We start from the raw sequence: 13,359 nt of genomic DNA, 5'->3' as shown, positions 1-13,359 counted from the left end.
GCCTCAGTCCTGCTGGTCCGACTCCTCCAGGAGACCGTCGACCTCCACGTGTGTCGCGCCCGTCCGGGGACAGACCCACGTCCCCTCCTGTGCTCCGGGCTCGAGGGGGACGCCGGCGCGACCCACCCACCGGATCCGGCGTGCCGGGACGCCGGCCACGAGGGCGAAGTCGGGGACGTCCTTGGTCACGACGGACCCGGCCGCCACGAGCGCCCACCGGCCGATGGTCACCGGCGCCACGCACACCGACCGGGCGCCGATCGAGGCACCCTCGCGGCACACGACGGCGACGGACTCCCAGTCGTCGGCCGTCTTGGCCCGGCCCTGCGGGTCGACCGCCCGGGGGAAGTGGTCGTTGGTGAAGACCACCGCCGGCCCCACGAAGACGCCGGCCTCGAGCACCGCCGGCTCGTAGACCAGGGCGTGGTTCTGCAACTTGCAGTTGTCGCCGATCCGCACGCCGGGGCCGACGTAGGCCCCTCGACCGACGATGCAGTTCTCGCCGAGGACGGCGCCCTCGCGCACCTGGGCGAGGTGCCAGATGCGCGTCCCGTCACCGATGCGCGCCTCGGGCGCCACGTCCGCGCTGTCGGCGACCTGTCGAGCCATCGGGTTCTCCTCGGGGTGCGTCGGCAGCGCGTTCAGCCCTTGAGCAGCTGGCGCGCCATGACGATGCGCTGCACCTGGTTGGTGCCTTCGTAGATCTGGGTGATCTTCGCATCACGCATCATCCGCTCGAGCGGGAAGTCGCGCGTGTAGCCCGCGCCGCCGAGCAGCTGGACCGCGTCGGTGGTGACCTTCATCGCGACGTCGGAGGCGAAGCACTTGGCCGCCGCGCCGAAGAAGGCGAGGTCGGCGTCGGAGCGCTCGGACTTCGCGGCGGCGACGTAGACGAGCTGGCGCGCGGCCTCGAGCTCCATCGCCATGTCGGCGAGCAGGAACTGGATGCCCTGGAAGTCGGCGATGTTCTTGCCGAACTGCTTCCGCTCCTTGACGTATGCCGTCGCGTGGTCGAGTGCCCCCTGCGCGATGCCGACCGCCTGCGCACCGATGGTGACGCGGGTGTGGTCCAGCGTGCGCAGGGCGATCTTGAGGCCCTCACCGGGGGCGCCGACGATGCGGTCGCCGGGGATGCGCACGTTCTCGAGGATCAGCTCACGGGTGGGGCTGCCCTTGATGCCGAGCTTGCGTTCCTTCTCCCCGAAGGAGAACCCCTCGTCGGACTTCTCGACGACGAAGGCACTGATGTTGTTGCCGCGCGAACCGTCGGGGTCGGTGACCGCGAGGACGGTGTAGTACTCGGAGACGCCGGCGTTCGTGATCCACGACTTCTGCCCGTTGAGGACCCAGTCGTCCCCGTCCTGCTTCGCGCGGCACCTCATGGCGGCGGTGTCGGAGCCGGCCTCGCGCTCGGACAGCCCGTAGGAGAACGTCGCCTTCCCGGCCGCGACCGGCGGGAGGTAGCGCTGCCTGACCTCCTCGGAGGCGCCGAGGATCAGGGGCATCGTGCCGAGCTTGTTGACCGCCGGGATGAGCGAGGAGCTCGCACAGACCCGGGCGACCTCCTCGATGACGATGCAGGTGGCGAGCGCGTCGGCGCCGACGCCGCCGTACTCCTCACCGATGTGGGGCGCGAAGAAGTCACTGGCCACGAGGGCGTCATGCGCCTCCTGCGGGTAGCGCGACTCCTCGTCGACCGCCGCGGCATACGGCGCGATCTTGTCCCTGGCCACGTCACGAACCGCCTCGCGGATCGCCTCGTGGTCCTCGTTGACCTGGAACAGCGGGAAGTCGGCGTTGGCACTCACCCACCGATCCTACCGACGCGTATGCCGTGCCCTCGGCCGCTCGCGTGTGGAACGCGACACCTCACGCGGGCGCCTCCCGGCCACCCGGGCGGGGCCCGGACGTGCCCCGTCCGGCTGGGTACGCGAGCCCATGCCGAGCCGGCGTCGGGCGAGGACAGTCGGACCATGGACCAGAAGGCAGTCGAGAGCGAAGGCGTCGGCACCTCCCCGCGCCGCGTCCCACGGACGGCCGTCGTCCTCCTCGTGCTCGCCGGTACCGTCGCGGTCGCGGGGATCCTCGTCATCGGCGGCTTCCACCGTGAGTACGGCGACATCACGCGGTCCGGATACACCCAGGCTCTCCGGCCCGCGTCGGTGCTGGCCGTCCTCGTCGCCGTCCCGGCGTCGTTGGCCGTCGCCCTCGCCGCCGCGGGCCGCAGGTCCTCGCTCGCACTGGTGGCGGCCCTCATCGTCCTTGGTGCCCCAGCGGCAGCTCTCGTCGCCACGGAGCAGGGCGTGCGCGCGAGGGAGAGTGCGATGCCGACCGCACCTTCGTGCTCGGGCGGCGACCCCGCCGAGGAGGCCGAGCCCTTCAAGGCGGCAGGGGTGGCGCGCTTCGAGGCGGCGCTCGCCCCGTACCGGCAGGTCTTCGCCGAGCTGCCGAGCCCGGGCCGGTTCGGTGCAGGCGTCGAGTCCGTCGACGGGTGCGGCGGCTGGCTGGTCGGCGTCGGTGTCGACGAGGCCCACGTGTTCTACCTGCGCGAACTGCCGTCGCGCGGGTGGACCGTCGTCGAACGTGCGCCGGGCGAGATGCTCGTGGCCACCAAAGGGGACCTCACCTTCGAGGTGAGGATGGCCGTGACCGACGGCGGACCGTTCGTCGAGGTCCTCCGGACCGGTTCACCGGGGCTGCTCAACGCAGGGCCGGGATGACCTGCCGCTCGAAGATCTCGACCCCGGACAGGTCGTAGGCCGACTCGACGAAGTTCGTGATCGCGTAGGTCATGCCGAGGTCCTGCATGTCAGCGAGGGCGCTCGCCACCTGGTCGGGGGTGCCCACCGCAGGGCCCTCCCGGTAGGCCTTCATCGTCGTGGCGATCGCGTCCTCGGGCACGCCGGCGCTGCGCAGGTGGTTCTCGATCCACGCGAAGCGCTCCCGGACCTCCTTCTCGTCGCGACCGATGACGACGTTGAAGTTCGAGGAGCGGGTGATGGTGTCGAAGTCACGGCCGACGTCCGCGCAGTGCTGCGCGAGGATCTCGCTCTTGCGCCGGAACACCTCGGGCTGGCCGAGGAAGTTCGTGTAGTCGGCGTACTCCGCCGCGATCCGCAGCGTCTTGCGCTCGCCGCCCCCGGCCACCCACATGGGGATGCCGTTGCGCTCCGAGCCCTCGAACGCCGTGCCCTGCAGGGGTCGGGGGAAGCACATGGCGCCGTCCACCTGGTAGTGCTCCCCGGCATACGTGGCGGTGCCGGTGGTCCACATCTGCCGCAGAATCTCCACGCCCTCGCGCAGCCGCGCGAGCCGCTCCCCCGCGGTCGGGAAGCCGTAGCCGTAGGCGCGCCACTCGTGCTCGTACCAGCCGGCGCCGATGCCCATCTCGAGCCGGCCCTCGGAGATGACGTCGACCGTCGCCGCGACCTTGGCCAGGTAGGCCGGCTCGCGGTAGCTCATGCAGGTGCACATCTGCCCGATGCGCACTCGCCCGGTGACCCCGGCGAACGCGGCCATGAGCGACCACGCCTCGTGCACCGCCTCCTGCGTCGGGTGCGGCACCGGGTGGAAGTGGTCGAAGACCCAGATCGACTCCCAGTCGCGGATGCCGTCCGCCCGCCTCGCCAGCCCCGCCATCACACCCCAGTGCTGGTCGGGCTCGATGCCGACGAGGTCGTGACGCCAACCCTGGGGGATGAAGATGCCGAAGCGCATGGCTCCACCCAACCGGTCCACCCGGGCGTGCGCAAGGCGGACGCGCACCCCCGGCCCCACGAGGTCCGGTGCGGTGGCAGGGTGGCGACCATGACGTACCGGCACCGCAACGACCCCGACCTCATCCGCGAGCTCCTCAACGACCCGGGAATCTGGGTCGTCGTCGGCCTCAGCGGCAACACCGCCAGGCCCGCACACGGCGTCGCGCAGTGGCTCAAGCACGAGCTGCACAAGGGGATCATCCCCGTGCACCCGAAGGCGGAGACGGTCCACGGCGAGCAGGGCTACGCCAGCCTCGCCGACATTCCCGACCAGGACGTCAAGGTCATCGACTGCTTCGTGAACTCGGAGCACGTCGGCGCCGTCGTCGACCAGGCGATCGAGCACAAGGACCGGCTGCAGATCGACGCCATCTGGATGCAGCTGGGCGTCGTGGACGAGGACGCCGCTGATCGCGCCCGTGCCGCCGGCATGAAGGTCGTCATGGACACGTGCCCGCGCATCGAGTGGCCCCGGGTCAGGGGCGAGGGTTCGGCCCGCTGACCGGCGTCGGGCGCCAGGCGTCGGTCGTCAGGCGTTGCGGTGGGCGCGCAGCGCCGCACCCTTGGCGTGCGCCTGGTTGCGCAGCCCCTTGCGGAACTCCCCCATCGCCGCGCGCAGCCGAGCCGCCTCCTCGCCGTCCCCCGCACCGAGGATCCGGGCGGCGAGCAGACCGGCGTTGCGGGAGCCACCCACCGACACCGTCGCGACCGGGACGCCGCTCGGCATCTGCACGATCGAGAGCAGCGAGTCCATGCCGTTGAGGTGCTCGAGCGGGACCGGCACGCCGATGACGGGCAGCGAGGTCACCGAGGCGAGCATCCCCGGGAGGTGGGCGGCGCCGCCGGCACCGGCGATGATGACGCGCAGCCCGCGCTCCTCGGCGTCGAGGCCGTAGGTGATCATCTCGTCGGGCATGCGGTGGGCCGACACGACGTCCACCTCGTAGTCGATGTCGAAGTCGTCCAGCACCTTGGTCGCCAGCTGCATGACGGGCCAGTCGCTGTCGCTGCCCATGACGACGCCGACGACCGGACCACCGGAGTCGATCATGCTGTTCATTCCGCGATCGTTCCTTCGATGTAGTCCGCGGCGTGCCGTGCTCGGGTCCGCAGGTCGGCGAGGGTATCACCGCTGACGTTCACGTGTCCGATCTTGCGGCCGGGTCGCACCCCCTTTCCGTAGAGGTGCACCTTGGCCTCCGGGTCACGCGCCATGACGTGCCGGTATGCCGGGTAGAGCTCGGGGTGGTCGCCCCCCAGCACGTTGCCCATCACCGTCCACGGGTGGCGCGGTCGCGGCGACCCCAGGGGCAGGTCCAGCACGGCCCGCAGGTGCTGCTCGAACTGCCCGGTCACGGCGCCGTCCATGGACCAGTGGCCGCTGTTGTGCGGACGCATGGCGAGCTCGTTGACGACGAACTCGGCCCCGGGCAGCTCGAACATCTCGACGGCGAGGACCCCGGTCACGCCGAGCTCCCCGGCGACCCGCAGGCCCGCCTCCGTGGCGCGGGCGGCGAGGTCGGGGTCGATCCCGGGCGCGGGGGCGATGACCTCGGTGCAGATCCCGTCGGTCTGGACGGTCTCGACCACCGGCCACGCCGCGGCCTGGCCCGAGGGGCTGCGCGCGAGCAGGACCGCGAGCTCGCGGGTGAACCCGACCCTCTCCTCGAGGAGCAGGCCCGACCCCTCGGCCGCGGCCCGCTCGAGCCAGTCCTCGAGCTCGTCCGCGGACGAGACGACCCGCACACCCTTGCCGTCGTAGCCACCCCTCGGGGTCTTGGCGACGACCGGCCACCCCACGTCCTCACCGAACCGGGAGACCTTGGCAGCGGTGTGCGCCTCGGCCCAGCGCGGGCACGGGATGCCGAGCTCGGTGAGCCGGCGGCGCATGGCCAGCTTGTCCTGCGCGAAGACGAGCGCCTCCGGGGTCGGGTGCATGCTCACCCCGGCGTCGGCCAGGGCGGCGAGCACGTCGGACGGGACGTGCTCGTGGTCGAAGGTCACGACGTCGCACTCCCGGGCGAAGGCGAGCACCGCCTCGACGTCGCTGTGCGCCCCGACCGGTGACGACGGGACGACGAGTGCCGCGCTGGCGTCGGGGGCCTCGGCGAGGACGCTGAGGGTGAGAGCGAGCTCGGCGGCCGGGCCGGCGCACATCCGTGCCAGCTGTCCGCCACCGATGATGCCGACGACGGGGAATCCTCCGGGGGCACGCAGCGGGGCAGTCACCCGGCGAGGATAGCGGCGCGCGCACGTGGGGCCGGCATGCGGCAGGGAAGCGGCCGGCATACGGACGGATGCGGCGGCTAGGCTCTGGCGGTGACGTCCACGAGCCCTGTCGGGGGCCTCATCTCCCGGCTCCGAGGCGCGATCGACGTCCTCTACCGCGAGGCCATCAAGTTCGGGGTCATCGGCGCCCTGGCCTTCGTCGTCGACATGGGCAGCTTCAACATCCTGCGGCGCACGCTGCTCGAGGACAAGCCGACGGCGGCGGTCATCGTCTCGGCCTCCCTGGCGACGGTGTTCGCGTGGATCGGCAACCGCAGCTGGACCTTCCGTCACCGGCGCAACCGCCCGGCGCACCACGAGGCGGCGCTCTTCGCCGGGACGAACGGGGTGGCCCTGGTCATCCAGGCGGTCGCGGTCGCCTTCTCCAACTACGTCCTCGACGTCGAGTCACTCACGGCCGACAACGTCGCCAAGGTGGTCGGGATCGGGTTGGGGACGCTGTTCCGGTTCTGGGCCTACCGCCGCTACGTCTTCGCGGGCGAGCCGATCGACGTGGACACCTCCCCCCTCGCGGACCTCACCCGCCACGACCGCAAACCCTGACCTCGGGCCGGGGTCCGGGGGCAGGGGGCCGCGGACCTACTCGGCTTCGGAGAGGAAGACGGCGAAGACGGCGGGCTGGGTGCTGACCAGCTCGAGCCGGCCCCCGTTGTCCTCGGCCAGGTCACGGGCCAGCGTCAGGCCCAGGCCCGAGCCCGAGGACGAGACCGACCGCTCGAAGATGTGCGGCGCGATGGCCGGGGCCACACCGGCGCCCTCGTCACCGAGCTCGATGACGACGGACGGCCCGGCCCGGCGGGCCGCGATGTCGACGGTGCCCCGCCCGTGGGCGAGCGCGTTCTCGACGAGGGTGGAGAGGATCTGCGACAGCGCCATGGGCGTGGCACGCACGCGCAGCCCCCGCTCGCCGTGGATGCGCATGCTGCGCTTGGACGAGGCGAAGGCCGGCTGCCACTCGCGCTGGAGCGAGGCGAGGACGGCGTCGAGGGAGACGCTTGGCCGGGTCGGGTCGCTGACGCGGGTGCGGCCCATGAGGTCGTCGACGACCTTGCTCAGGCGTTCGACCTGGTCGATGGCGACCTGGGCCTCCTCCTGCACGACCTCGAGGTCGTCGGTCGACGCGATCTCGTCGAGCCGCATGAGCAGCGCGGTGAGCGGCGTGCGCAGCTGGTGCGACGCGTCGGCGGCGAAGTCGCGCTCCGCTGCGAGGTTGCGGGTCACCTGGTGGGCGCTGCGCGAGAGGACGTCGCTGATCCGGTCGAGCTCGCCGATGCCCGAGTTGAGCGGCATGAAGCGCGACTCGCCGGCGCCGAGGCGCTCGGCGCGCACGGCGAGCTCGGTCAACGGGTCACCGAGCAGCCGCGAGCGCCGCTGCGCGACGAACCAGCCGGCCGCGAGGCCGAGCAGGACGAGCAGGAGGATGCCGCTCGAGAGGAAAAGAAGTCCCTCGACCCCGGTGGTGTGACGGATCATCTGGGCCCGGCCGTCGGGGTGCGCCGACGTCACGAGGAGGGCCAGCACGAACAGGGGCACGCCGAAGATCGCCAGCGTCGCGCCGACGGCGAGGAGGGTCGAACGAAGGAGCAGCCGACGCATGCCCGGTCATTCCCCCGCAGGGTCGAAGCGGAAGCCGACGCCCCGGATGGTCGTGATGTAGCGGGGCTGCATCGCGTCGTCGCCGAGCTTCTTGCGCAGCACGGAGATGTGCATGTCGAGCGTCTTGGTGGAGCCGTACCAGGCCGTCTCCCAGACGTCGCGCATGAGCTGCTCGCGCGAGACGACCTTGCCCTGGTTGCGGGCCAGCACGCGGATCAGCTCGTACTCCTTGGCGGTGAGCTGGATCTCCTCGTCGTGGAGGAAGACCCGCCGCGACTCGGTGTCGACCCGGATGTCGACCTGACCGCTCGTCGCGACGTCGGGGATGCCCCGCCGCAGCAGGGCCCGGGCGCGGGCCAGGAGCTCGGCGAGCCGGAACGGCTTGGTGACGTAGTCGTCGGCCCCGGCGTCCAGCCCCACCACCGTGTCGACCTCGTCGGCGCGGGCCGTGAGGACGATGACCGGCACCGTGTGTCCCTCGCCGCGGAGCCGGCGGCAGACCTCGAGCCCGTCCATGGTGGGCAGGCCGAGGTCGAGGACGACGAGGTCGGGCGCCTCGGCCCGGGCGGCCTCGAGGGCCTCCCGGCCGTCGGCGCGCACGGTGACCTCGTAGCCCTCGCGCCGCAGCGCGCGGGCCAGTGGCTCGGAGATCGCCGGGTCGTCCTCGGCGAGCAGCACGCGGGTCATGGTGGCGAGCGTAGTGGGGACTGCCCGGTTACGCGTGGTGGTCCCAGGGGCGGGCTCGGCGCGCCCCGGTCGACCGGGTGAGCTCGAACGGCGTGACGGTCCCGATGCCGCGCAGGTGGCGCCGGCGCTGCTCGACCATGGAGAAGCCCGACAGCGTGCCGAGCGCGCGCGCCACCTCGTCGTCGACGAAGACCCGGCCGGGCGGGGTGACCGCGGTGAGGCGGCTGGCGCGGTTGACGGTCGTGCCGAAGACGTCGCCGAGGCGGCTGATGACCTTGCCGAAGGCCATGCCGACGCGGACGTCGGGCAGCAACGGGTCCTCCCCCATGGCGTCGACGAGATCCACCCCGATCGCGGCGGCCGCGGCGGCGTCGACGTGCACGAAGAGCACCTCGTCACCCACGGTCTTGATGACCCGGCCCCCGTGCGTGGTCACGACGTCGCTGGCGAGCTCCTCGAACCGCTGCACGAGCGTGGCCAGCTGCCGCTCGGTCATCCGGCGCACGAGCGAGGTGAACGAGACGAGGTCGGCGAAGCCGACGACGCGCAGCGGGGCGCTGGGATCGTGGTCGGTGTCGCGCGCGTCGGCGAGCATGCGGGTGATGGCCGAGGTGAGGTGGCGTCGCCAGACGTAGACCATGAGCGGCTCGAGCTGGTCGACGAGATCGACGAGCAGGGTCGCCGCCTCCTCGGCCACGCCGCGCTCGGGCACGGCCCGGGCGTCCTTCTCACCGATCTCGGCCTCCTGCTCGGCCGGGGTGATGTACTCCGCGACGAGCTGGGTCTGCCACACGGCGAGCCGGTCGGCGGTGCGGGCGAAGGCCCGGGTCATCGCGAGGGCGAGCTCCTCGTCGAGGTCGTTGTCGCGCACGAGGTCGGCCACGCGACGCAGGGCGACGAGGTCGGCCTCCGTGAACATCGCCTCCTCGTCGTCGACGATCTGGAACCCGAGGGCGTGCCAGAGCCTGCGGGCGGCCGTGACCGACACGGCTGCCTCGCGGCTGACGTCGCGCCGGCCCATCGTCGCGGGGCGGCCGAGCAGTCGCTCCTCGATCGCGGCCTCGAGATCGCCCGGGCCCTCAGGCACCTGCGCCACCTGCACCCTCCTGGTCGCTCGCGGACGTCACCGGACGTGGACGACGTCTCCGGCGGCCACCGCACACGGACCGGCGTCGGTCCGCAGGCACAGTCTGCCGTCTGCGTCGACCCCCGTCGCGACTCCCCGCATCTCGGAGGTCGGCAGGTGCACGACGACCTCGCGACCCACGGTGGCGGACGCGGCCTCGTAGGCCGTGCGGACGGCATACGGGTCGTCGTCCAGCTCGCGCAGCAGGACCGCCAGACGGACGAGGTATGCCGTGAGCACGCGTTCGCGGCTCACTCCCGATGCGCCGGCGAGCCGGAGCGAGGTCGCGGTGTCGACCGGCAGGTCGACGCGGTCCTGGTCGATGTTGACGCCGGTGCCGACCACGACACCGGCCGGCGTGAGCTCGGCGAGGATGCCGGCCAGCTTGCGGTTCCGGTCGGCCGGGACGAGGAGGTCGTTGGGCCACTTGAGCGCGATGTCGAGCCCGCTCTCGCTGGTGAGGGCGTCGCGCAGGGCCAGCCCGACGACGAGCGGGACCCACCCGAGCGGGGCCGTGGCCGGGCGGGGCACGAGGACGCTCGCCGCGATGCTCGCCCCTGGCGTCGTGGTCCACGCGCGGTCGAGGCGCCCGCGCCCGGTCCGCTGCTCCTCGGCGGTGACGACGCGCCACACCTGCGGGTCGCGGGCGAGCTCGGCGTTGGTCGAGCCGACCGACTCGTGCACCTCGACCGGCAGCCACGGGGGGCCGGGTGTGACGAGGTCCGCATCCATCGGTCGGCGAGCAGCAGGAAGGGGCACGGGGTCAAGGCTAGAGTCGCCACCATGGCGCAGACCGACACCCAGCCCACCGGTGGAACCGACGTCCCCGCCGCGGACACCGGCATCGACATCCACACCACCGCCGGCAAGCTCGCCGACCTCAAGCGTCGGGTCGGCGAGGTCGCGCACGCCGGGTCGGAGCGGGCCGTCGAGAAGCAGCACGCCCGCGGCAAGAAGACCGCTCGCGAGCGCCTCGCGATGCTCCTCGACGAGGGCTCGTTCGTCGAGATGGACAAGTACGCCCGGCACCGCTCGGTCGCCTTCGGGCAGGACGCGAACCGGCCCTACGGCGACGGGGTCGTCACCGGCTACGGCACGGTCGACGGGCGCACCGTCGCGGTCTTCGCGCAGGACTTCACCGTCTTCGGCGGATCGCTCGGCGAGGTGTTCGGCGAGAAGATCACCAAGGTCATGGACTTCGCGATGAAGGTCGGCTGCCCCGTCGTCGGGCTCAACGACTCCGGTGGGGCGCGCATCCAGGAGGGTGTGGTCTCGCTGGGCCTCTACGGCGAGATCTTCCGCCGCAACGTCCACGCCTCCGGGGTCATCCCGCAGATCTCGCTCATCATGGGGCCGTGCGCAGGTGGCGCCGTCTACTCCCCCGCCGTCACCGACTTCACCGTCATGGTCGACCAGACCTCGCACATGTTCATCACCGGGCCCGACGTCATCAAGACCGTCACCGGCGAGGACGTGGGCATGGAGGAGCTCGGCGGGGCGCGCACCCACAACTCCCGCTCCGGCGTGGCCCACTACATGGGGACCGACGAGGAGGACGCGGTCGAGTACGTCAAGGCGCTGCTGTCCTACCTGCCCTCGAACAACCTCGAGGAGCCGCCGGTCTTCGGCGACGACGAGCTCGACCTCGAGGTGACCGACGACGACCGGGCGCTCGACACGATCATCCCGGACAGCCCGAACCAGCCCTACGACATGCACCGCGTCATCGAGGCCGTGCTCGACGAGGGCGAGTTCCTCGAGGTGGCGCCGCTGTTCGCGCCCAACATCATCTGCGGCTTCGGCCGGGTCGAGGGGCGTTCCGTCGGGGTGGTGGCGAACCAGCCGATGCAGTTCGCCGGCACTCTCGACATCGACGCCTCCGAGAAGGCCGCCCGCTTCGTGCGGACCTGCGACGCGTTCAACGTCCCCATCCTCACCTTCGTCGACGTCCCGGGGTTCCTGCCGGGCACCGACCAGGAGTGGGACGGCATCATCCGCCGCGGGGCCAAGCTCATCTACGCCTACGCCGAGGCGACGGTGCCGCTGGTCACCGTCATCACTCGCAAGGCCTACGGCGGCGCCTACGACGTCATGGGCTCCAAGCACCTCGGCGCCGACATCAACCTCGCCTGGCCGACCGCGCAGATCGCCGTCATGGGGGCGCAGGGCGCGGTCAACATCCTCTACCGCAAGCAGCTCGCCGCCGCCGTTGAGCGAGGTGAAGACGTCGACGCCACCCGCCAGCGGTTCATCACCGAGTACGAGGACACCCTCGCCAACCCCTACGTCGCGGCCGAGCGCGGCTACATCGACACGGTCATCACGCCGTCGAACACGCGGATGAACGTCACCAAGGCGCTGCGGGCGCTGCGCACCAAGCGCGAGTCCCTGCCGCCCAAGAAGCACGGGAACATCCCCCTATGACGTCTTCTGAGGCCCAGCGCATCGAGGTGATCGGCGACGCGACGCCCGAACAGGTCGCCGCGCTCGTCGCGGTGCTGTCCGCGGCCTCGGGAGATCCGGTCGAGGCCGCGGTACCGCGGCGCACCTCGGCCTGGTCCGCCCCGGCACGGGCGATGCGCCGCCCCCTCACCCCCGCCCCCGGCGCCTGGCAGCACTCCCTCCGCCCCTGACCCTCCCGGCCCCCCGGACTCCTTCCCCCGACACCTTTCGACCAATAGGTCACGAACCGCCGGGACGGGCGTCCCCACCCTCGCCGACATCTTCCGACCAATTGGTCACGAACCGCCGGGACCGGCGGCCCCACCCTCGCCGACATCTTTCGACCAATTGGGCACGAACTGCCGGGACCGGCGGCCCCACCCTCGCCGACATCTTTCGACCAATTGGTCACGAACTGCCGGGACGGGCGGCACCACCCTCGCCGACACCTTTCGACCAGTTGGTCACGAACTGCTGAGCTGTGGATATCTCGCCGGCGGGATCCCGCAGCCGAGACAGACTCGCGTATGCCGTTCGCAGATTTCGACCCGACCCAGCCCTTCACGGTCGAGGAGGCGCGCGAGGCCGGGCGGAGCCGGTGGCTGCGCAACGGCAGGTGCCGCCGGATCTTCCACAACATGTACATCGACGCACGCATCCCCGACACGGTCGTCGTGCGCTCGCGGGCGGCGCTCCGCCTGGCACCGGAGGGTGGCGTCCTCAGCCATTGGACCGCTGCCCGGCTGTGGGGCGGGATCGTCCCGGACAACGCCAACATCCACGTCTCCTTCATGCGCGACGTCCGCTTCCGGGTCGACGGCATCAAGCCCCACCGGTTCCGGCACCGACTGCACATCGTCAAGCGTCATGGCCTGCCGGTGACCGGCCCCGAACAGACCTTTGCCCACCTCGCCCGTGACCTCGACCTTCTCGATTTGGTCGCCCTCGGCGACAGCCTGGTCCGCAAGGGCGTGACGACGCCGCAGGGGCTTCTCGCCTACGCGGAGAGCTGGGACGGGCAGTGCCGCCGCGAGGCCGTCGCCGCAGCCAGGCTCGTTCGGGAACGGGTCGACTCCGTGCCGGAGACCAAGCTGCGGCTCCTGCTCGTCCTCGCGGGCCTGCCCGAACCCGAGGTCGACATCAGGATCCACGACGCGGACGGCATCGTCGTCTTCCGGATCGACCTCGGCTATCGCGCCGCCAGGCTCGCGTTCGAGTACGACGGACGCTGGCACGACGACGGCGACCAGCCGGCCAAGGACGAGCACCGACGTCGCCATCTGAGCACCGAGGAGGCGTGGACCTTCGAGATCTTCGTCGCGAAGGACGTCTTCGAGACGCCCGAGGCGACCCTCGAGCGGGCGGTCGCAGCCCTCGAGGCCGCCGGGATTCGCGTCGACCGGCCGCTGAGCGACGCGTGGCGACCACATTTCCGGTGCCCCACAGCGCAGGCCGCATGAC

Annotated in this window: 15 protein-coding genes; 6 read left to right on the top strand and 9 right to left on the bottom strand. The window is 71.7% G+C overall.

Annotated features, from left to right (window positions below; genetic code table 11):
* Nucleotides 1-3: 3 nt before the first annotated feature.
* Nucleotides 4-609, bottom strand: coding sequence for an acyltransferase (locus ACOJV9_RS04955; protein WP_420184071.1), 606 nt, complete (start codon nucleotides 607-609; stop codon nucleotides 4-6).
* 32 nt (nucleotides 610-641) lie between these two features.
* Entirely contained in the window at nucleotides 642-1,808 is a 1,167-nt protein-coding gene (locus tag ACOJV9_RS04950; RefSeq protein WP_420184070.1) for an acyl-CoA dehydrogenase family protein, read from the bottom strand.
* A 165-nt stretch (nucleotides 1,809-1,973) separates the two neighbouring features.
* Between ACOJV9_RS04950 and ACOJV9_RS04945 the strand changes: the two genes are divergently transcribed.
* Nucleotides 1,974-2,720, top strand: a complete 747-nt coding sequence (locus ACOJV9_RS04945; protein WP_420184069.1) for a hypothetical protein — start codon at nucleotides 1,974-1,976, stop codon at nucleotides 2,718-2,720.
* Here ACOJV9_RS04945 and ACOJV9_RS04940 read toward each other — a convergent pair.
* A complete protein-coding gene (locus ACOJV9_RS04940) occupies nucleotides 2,701-3,717 on the bottom strand; it encodes an LLM class F420-dependent oxidoreductase (RefSeq protein WP_420184068.1) in 1,017 nt (338 codons plus the stop codon). The two genes, ACOJV9_RS04945 and ACOJV9_RS04940, sit on opposite strands and share 20 nt — an antisense overlap.
* A gap of 90 nt (nucleotides 3,718-3,807) precedes the next feature.
* Between ACOJV9_RS04940 and ACOJV9_RS04935 the strand changes: the two genes are divergently transcribed.
* Nucleotides 3,808-4,260 (top strand): CoA-binding protein, encoded by a 453-nt coding sequence (locus ACOJV9_RS04935; RefSeq protein ID WP_420184067.1) that lies wholly within the window; start codon nucleotides 3,808-3,810, stop codon nucleotides 4,258-4,260.
* Nucleotides 4,261-4,287: 27 nt separating this feature from the next.
* On the opposite strand, the gene purE is transcribed toward ACOJV9_RS04935, so the two are convergent.
* Both purE and ACOJV9_RS04925 read right to left on the bottom strand, forming a co-directional pair.
* On the bottom strand, nucleotides 4,288-4,809 hold the full coding sequence (purE, locus tag ACOJV9_RS04930) for a 5-(carboxyamino)imidazole ribonucleotide mutase (RefSeq protein ID WP_420184131.1): 522 nt from the start codon (nucleotides 4,807-4,809) through the stop codon (nucleotides 4,288-4,290).
* 5 nt (nucleotides 4,810-4,814) lie between these two features.
* A complete protein-coding gene (locus ACOJV9_RS04925; protein ID WP_420184066.1) occupies nucleotides 4,815-5,987 on the bottom strand; it encodes a 5-(carboxyamino)imidazole ribonucleotide synthase in 1,173 nt (390 codons plus the stop codon).
* Between the two features lie 90 nt (nucleotides 5,988-6,077).
* On the opposite strand from ACOJV9_RS04925, the gene ACOJV9_RS04920 reads away from it, so the two are divergent.
* Complete coding sequence (locus ACOJV9_RS04920) at nucleotides 6,078-6,590, top strand: GtrA family protein (RefSeq protein WP_420184065.1); 513 nt, start codon at nucleotides 6,078-6,080, stop codon at nucleotides 6,588-6,590.
* Nucleotides 6,591-6,626: 36 nt separating this feature from the next.
* On the opposite strand, the gene ACOJV9_RS04915 is transcribed toward ACOJV9_RS04920, so the two are convergent.
* From ACOJV9_RS04915 to ACOJV9_RS04900, 4 genes are read right to left on the bottom strand one after another with little or no spacing between them, the layout of a single operon-like run.
* Nucleotides 6,627-7,643, bottom strand: coding sequence for a sensor histidine kinase (locus ACOJV9_RS04915; protein ID WP_420184064.1), 1,017 nt, complete (start codon nucleotides 7,641-7,643; stop codon nucleotides 6,627-6,629).
* A 6-nt stretch (nucleotides 7,644-7,649) separates the two neighbouring features.
* The gene (locus ACOJV9_RS04910; protein WP_420184063.1) at nucleotides 7,650-8,330 is read right to left on the bottom strand and encodes a response regulator transcription factor; all 681 of its coding nucleotides are present in this window, start codon (nucleotides 8,328-8,330) and stop codon (nucleotides 7,650-7,652) included.
* Between the two features lie 28 nt (nucleotides 8,331-8,358).
* The gene (locus ACOJV9_RS04905; RefSeq protein WP_420184062.1) at nucleotides 8,359-9,426 is read right to left on the bottom strand and encodes an adenylate/guanylate cyclase domain-containing protein; all 1,068 of its coding nucleotides are present in this window, start codon (nucleotides 9,424-9,426) and stop codon (nucleotides 8,359-8,361) included.
* A 27-nt stretch (nucleotides 9,427-9,453) separates the two neighbouring features.
* Nucleotides 9,454-10,215 (bottom strand): biotin--[acetyl-CoA-carboxylase] ligase, encoded by a 762-nt coding sequence (locus ACOJV9_RS04900; RefSeq protein ID WP_420184061.1) that lies wholly within the window; start codon nucleotides 10,213-10,215, stop codon nucleotides 9,454-9,456.
* A gap of 24 nt (nucleotides 10,216-10,239) precedes the next feature.
* On the opposite strand from ACOJV9_RS04900, the gene ACOJV9_RS04895 reads away from it, so the two are divergent.
* The 3 genes from ACOJV9_RS04895 to ACOJV9_RS04885 all read left to right on the top strand — a co-directional run bounded on the left by ACOJV9_RS04895 (nucleotide 10,240) and on the right by ACOJV9_RS04885 (nucleotide 13,358).
* Nucleotides 10,240-11,880: an acyl-CoA carboxylase subunit beta gene (locus ACOJV9_RS04895; protein ID WP_420184060.1), complete on the top strand. Its 1,641-nt coding sequence runs from the start codon at nucleotides 10,240-10,242 to the stop codon at nucleotides 11,878-11,880.
* The gene (locus tag ACOJV9_RS04890; protein ID WP_420184059.1) at nucleotides 11,877-12,089 is read left to right on the top strand and encodes an acyl-CoA carboxylase epsilon subunit; all 213 of its coding nucleotides are present in this window, start codon (nucleotides 11,877-11,879) and stop codon (nucleotides 12,087-12,089) included. The genes ACOJV9_RS04895 and ACOJV9_RS04890 overlap by 4 nt, the downstream gene beginning before the upstream one ends.
* A gap of 336 nt (nucleotides 12,090-12,425) precedes the next feature.
* A complete protein-coding gene (locus ACOJV9_RS04885; protein WP_420184058.1) occupies nucleotides 12,426-13,358 on the top strand; it encodes a hypothetical protein in 933 nt (310 codons plus the stop codon).
* Nucleotide 13,359: the final 1 nt, after the last annotated feature.

Origin of the sequence: Knoellia terrae, from assembly GCF_048606435.1 — a bacterium.
Classification (GTDB): domain Bacteria; phylum Actinomycetota; class Actinomycetes; order Actinomycetales; family Dermatophilaceae; genus Knoellia; species Knoellia terrae.
The sequence above is the reverse complement of the archived record's forward strand: the minus strand, read 5'-3'. Positions and strand labels throughout refer to the sequence as shown.

Excerpts from the sequence above, each read along its gene's own strand:
- ACOJV9_RS04955 (WP_420184071.1), bottom strand. The coding sequence starts at position 609 with ATGGCTCGACAGGTCGCCGACAGCGCGGACGTGGCGCCCGAGGCGCGC.
- ACOJV9_RS04945 (WP_420184069.1), top strand. The coding sequence starts at position 1,974 with ATGGACCAGAAGGCAGTCGAGAGCGAAGGCGTCGGCACCTCCCCGCGC.
- ACOJV9_RS04940 (WP_420184068.1), bottom strand. The coding sequence starts at position 3,717 with ATGCGCTTCGGCATCTTCATCCCCCAGGGTTGGCGTCACGACCTCGTC.
- ACOJV9_RS04935 (WP_420184067.1), top strand. The coding sequence starts at position 3,808 with ATGACGTACCGGCACCGCAACGACCCCGACCTCATCCGCGAGCTCCTC.
- purE (WP_420184131.1), bottom strand. The coding sequence starts at position 4,809 with ATGATCGACTCCGGTGGTCCGGTCGTCGGCGTCGTCATGGGCAGCGAC.
- ACOJV9_RS04915 (WP_420184064.1), bottom strand. The coding sequence starts at position 7,643 with ATGCGTCGGCTGCTCCTTCGTTCGACCCTCCTCGCCGTCGGCGCGACG.
- ACOJV9_RS04910 (WP_420184063.1), bottom strand. The coding sequence starts at position 8,330 with ATGACCCGCGTGCTGCTCGCCGAGGACGACCCGGCGATCTCCGAGCCA.
- ACOJV9_RS04895 (WP_420184060.1), top strand. The coding sequence starts at position 10,240 with ATGGCGCAGACCGACACCCAGCCCACCGGTGGAACCGACGTCCCCGCC.
- ACOJV9_RS04890 (WP_420184059.1), top strand. The coding sequence starts at position 11,877 with ATGACGTCTTCTGAGGCCCAGCGCATCGAGGTGATCGGCGACGCGACG.
- ACOJV9_RS04885 (WP_420184058.1), top strand. The coding sequence starts at position 12,426 with ATGCCGTTCGCAGATTTCGACCCGACCCAGCCCTTCACGGTCGAGGAG.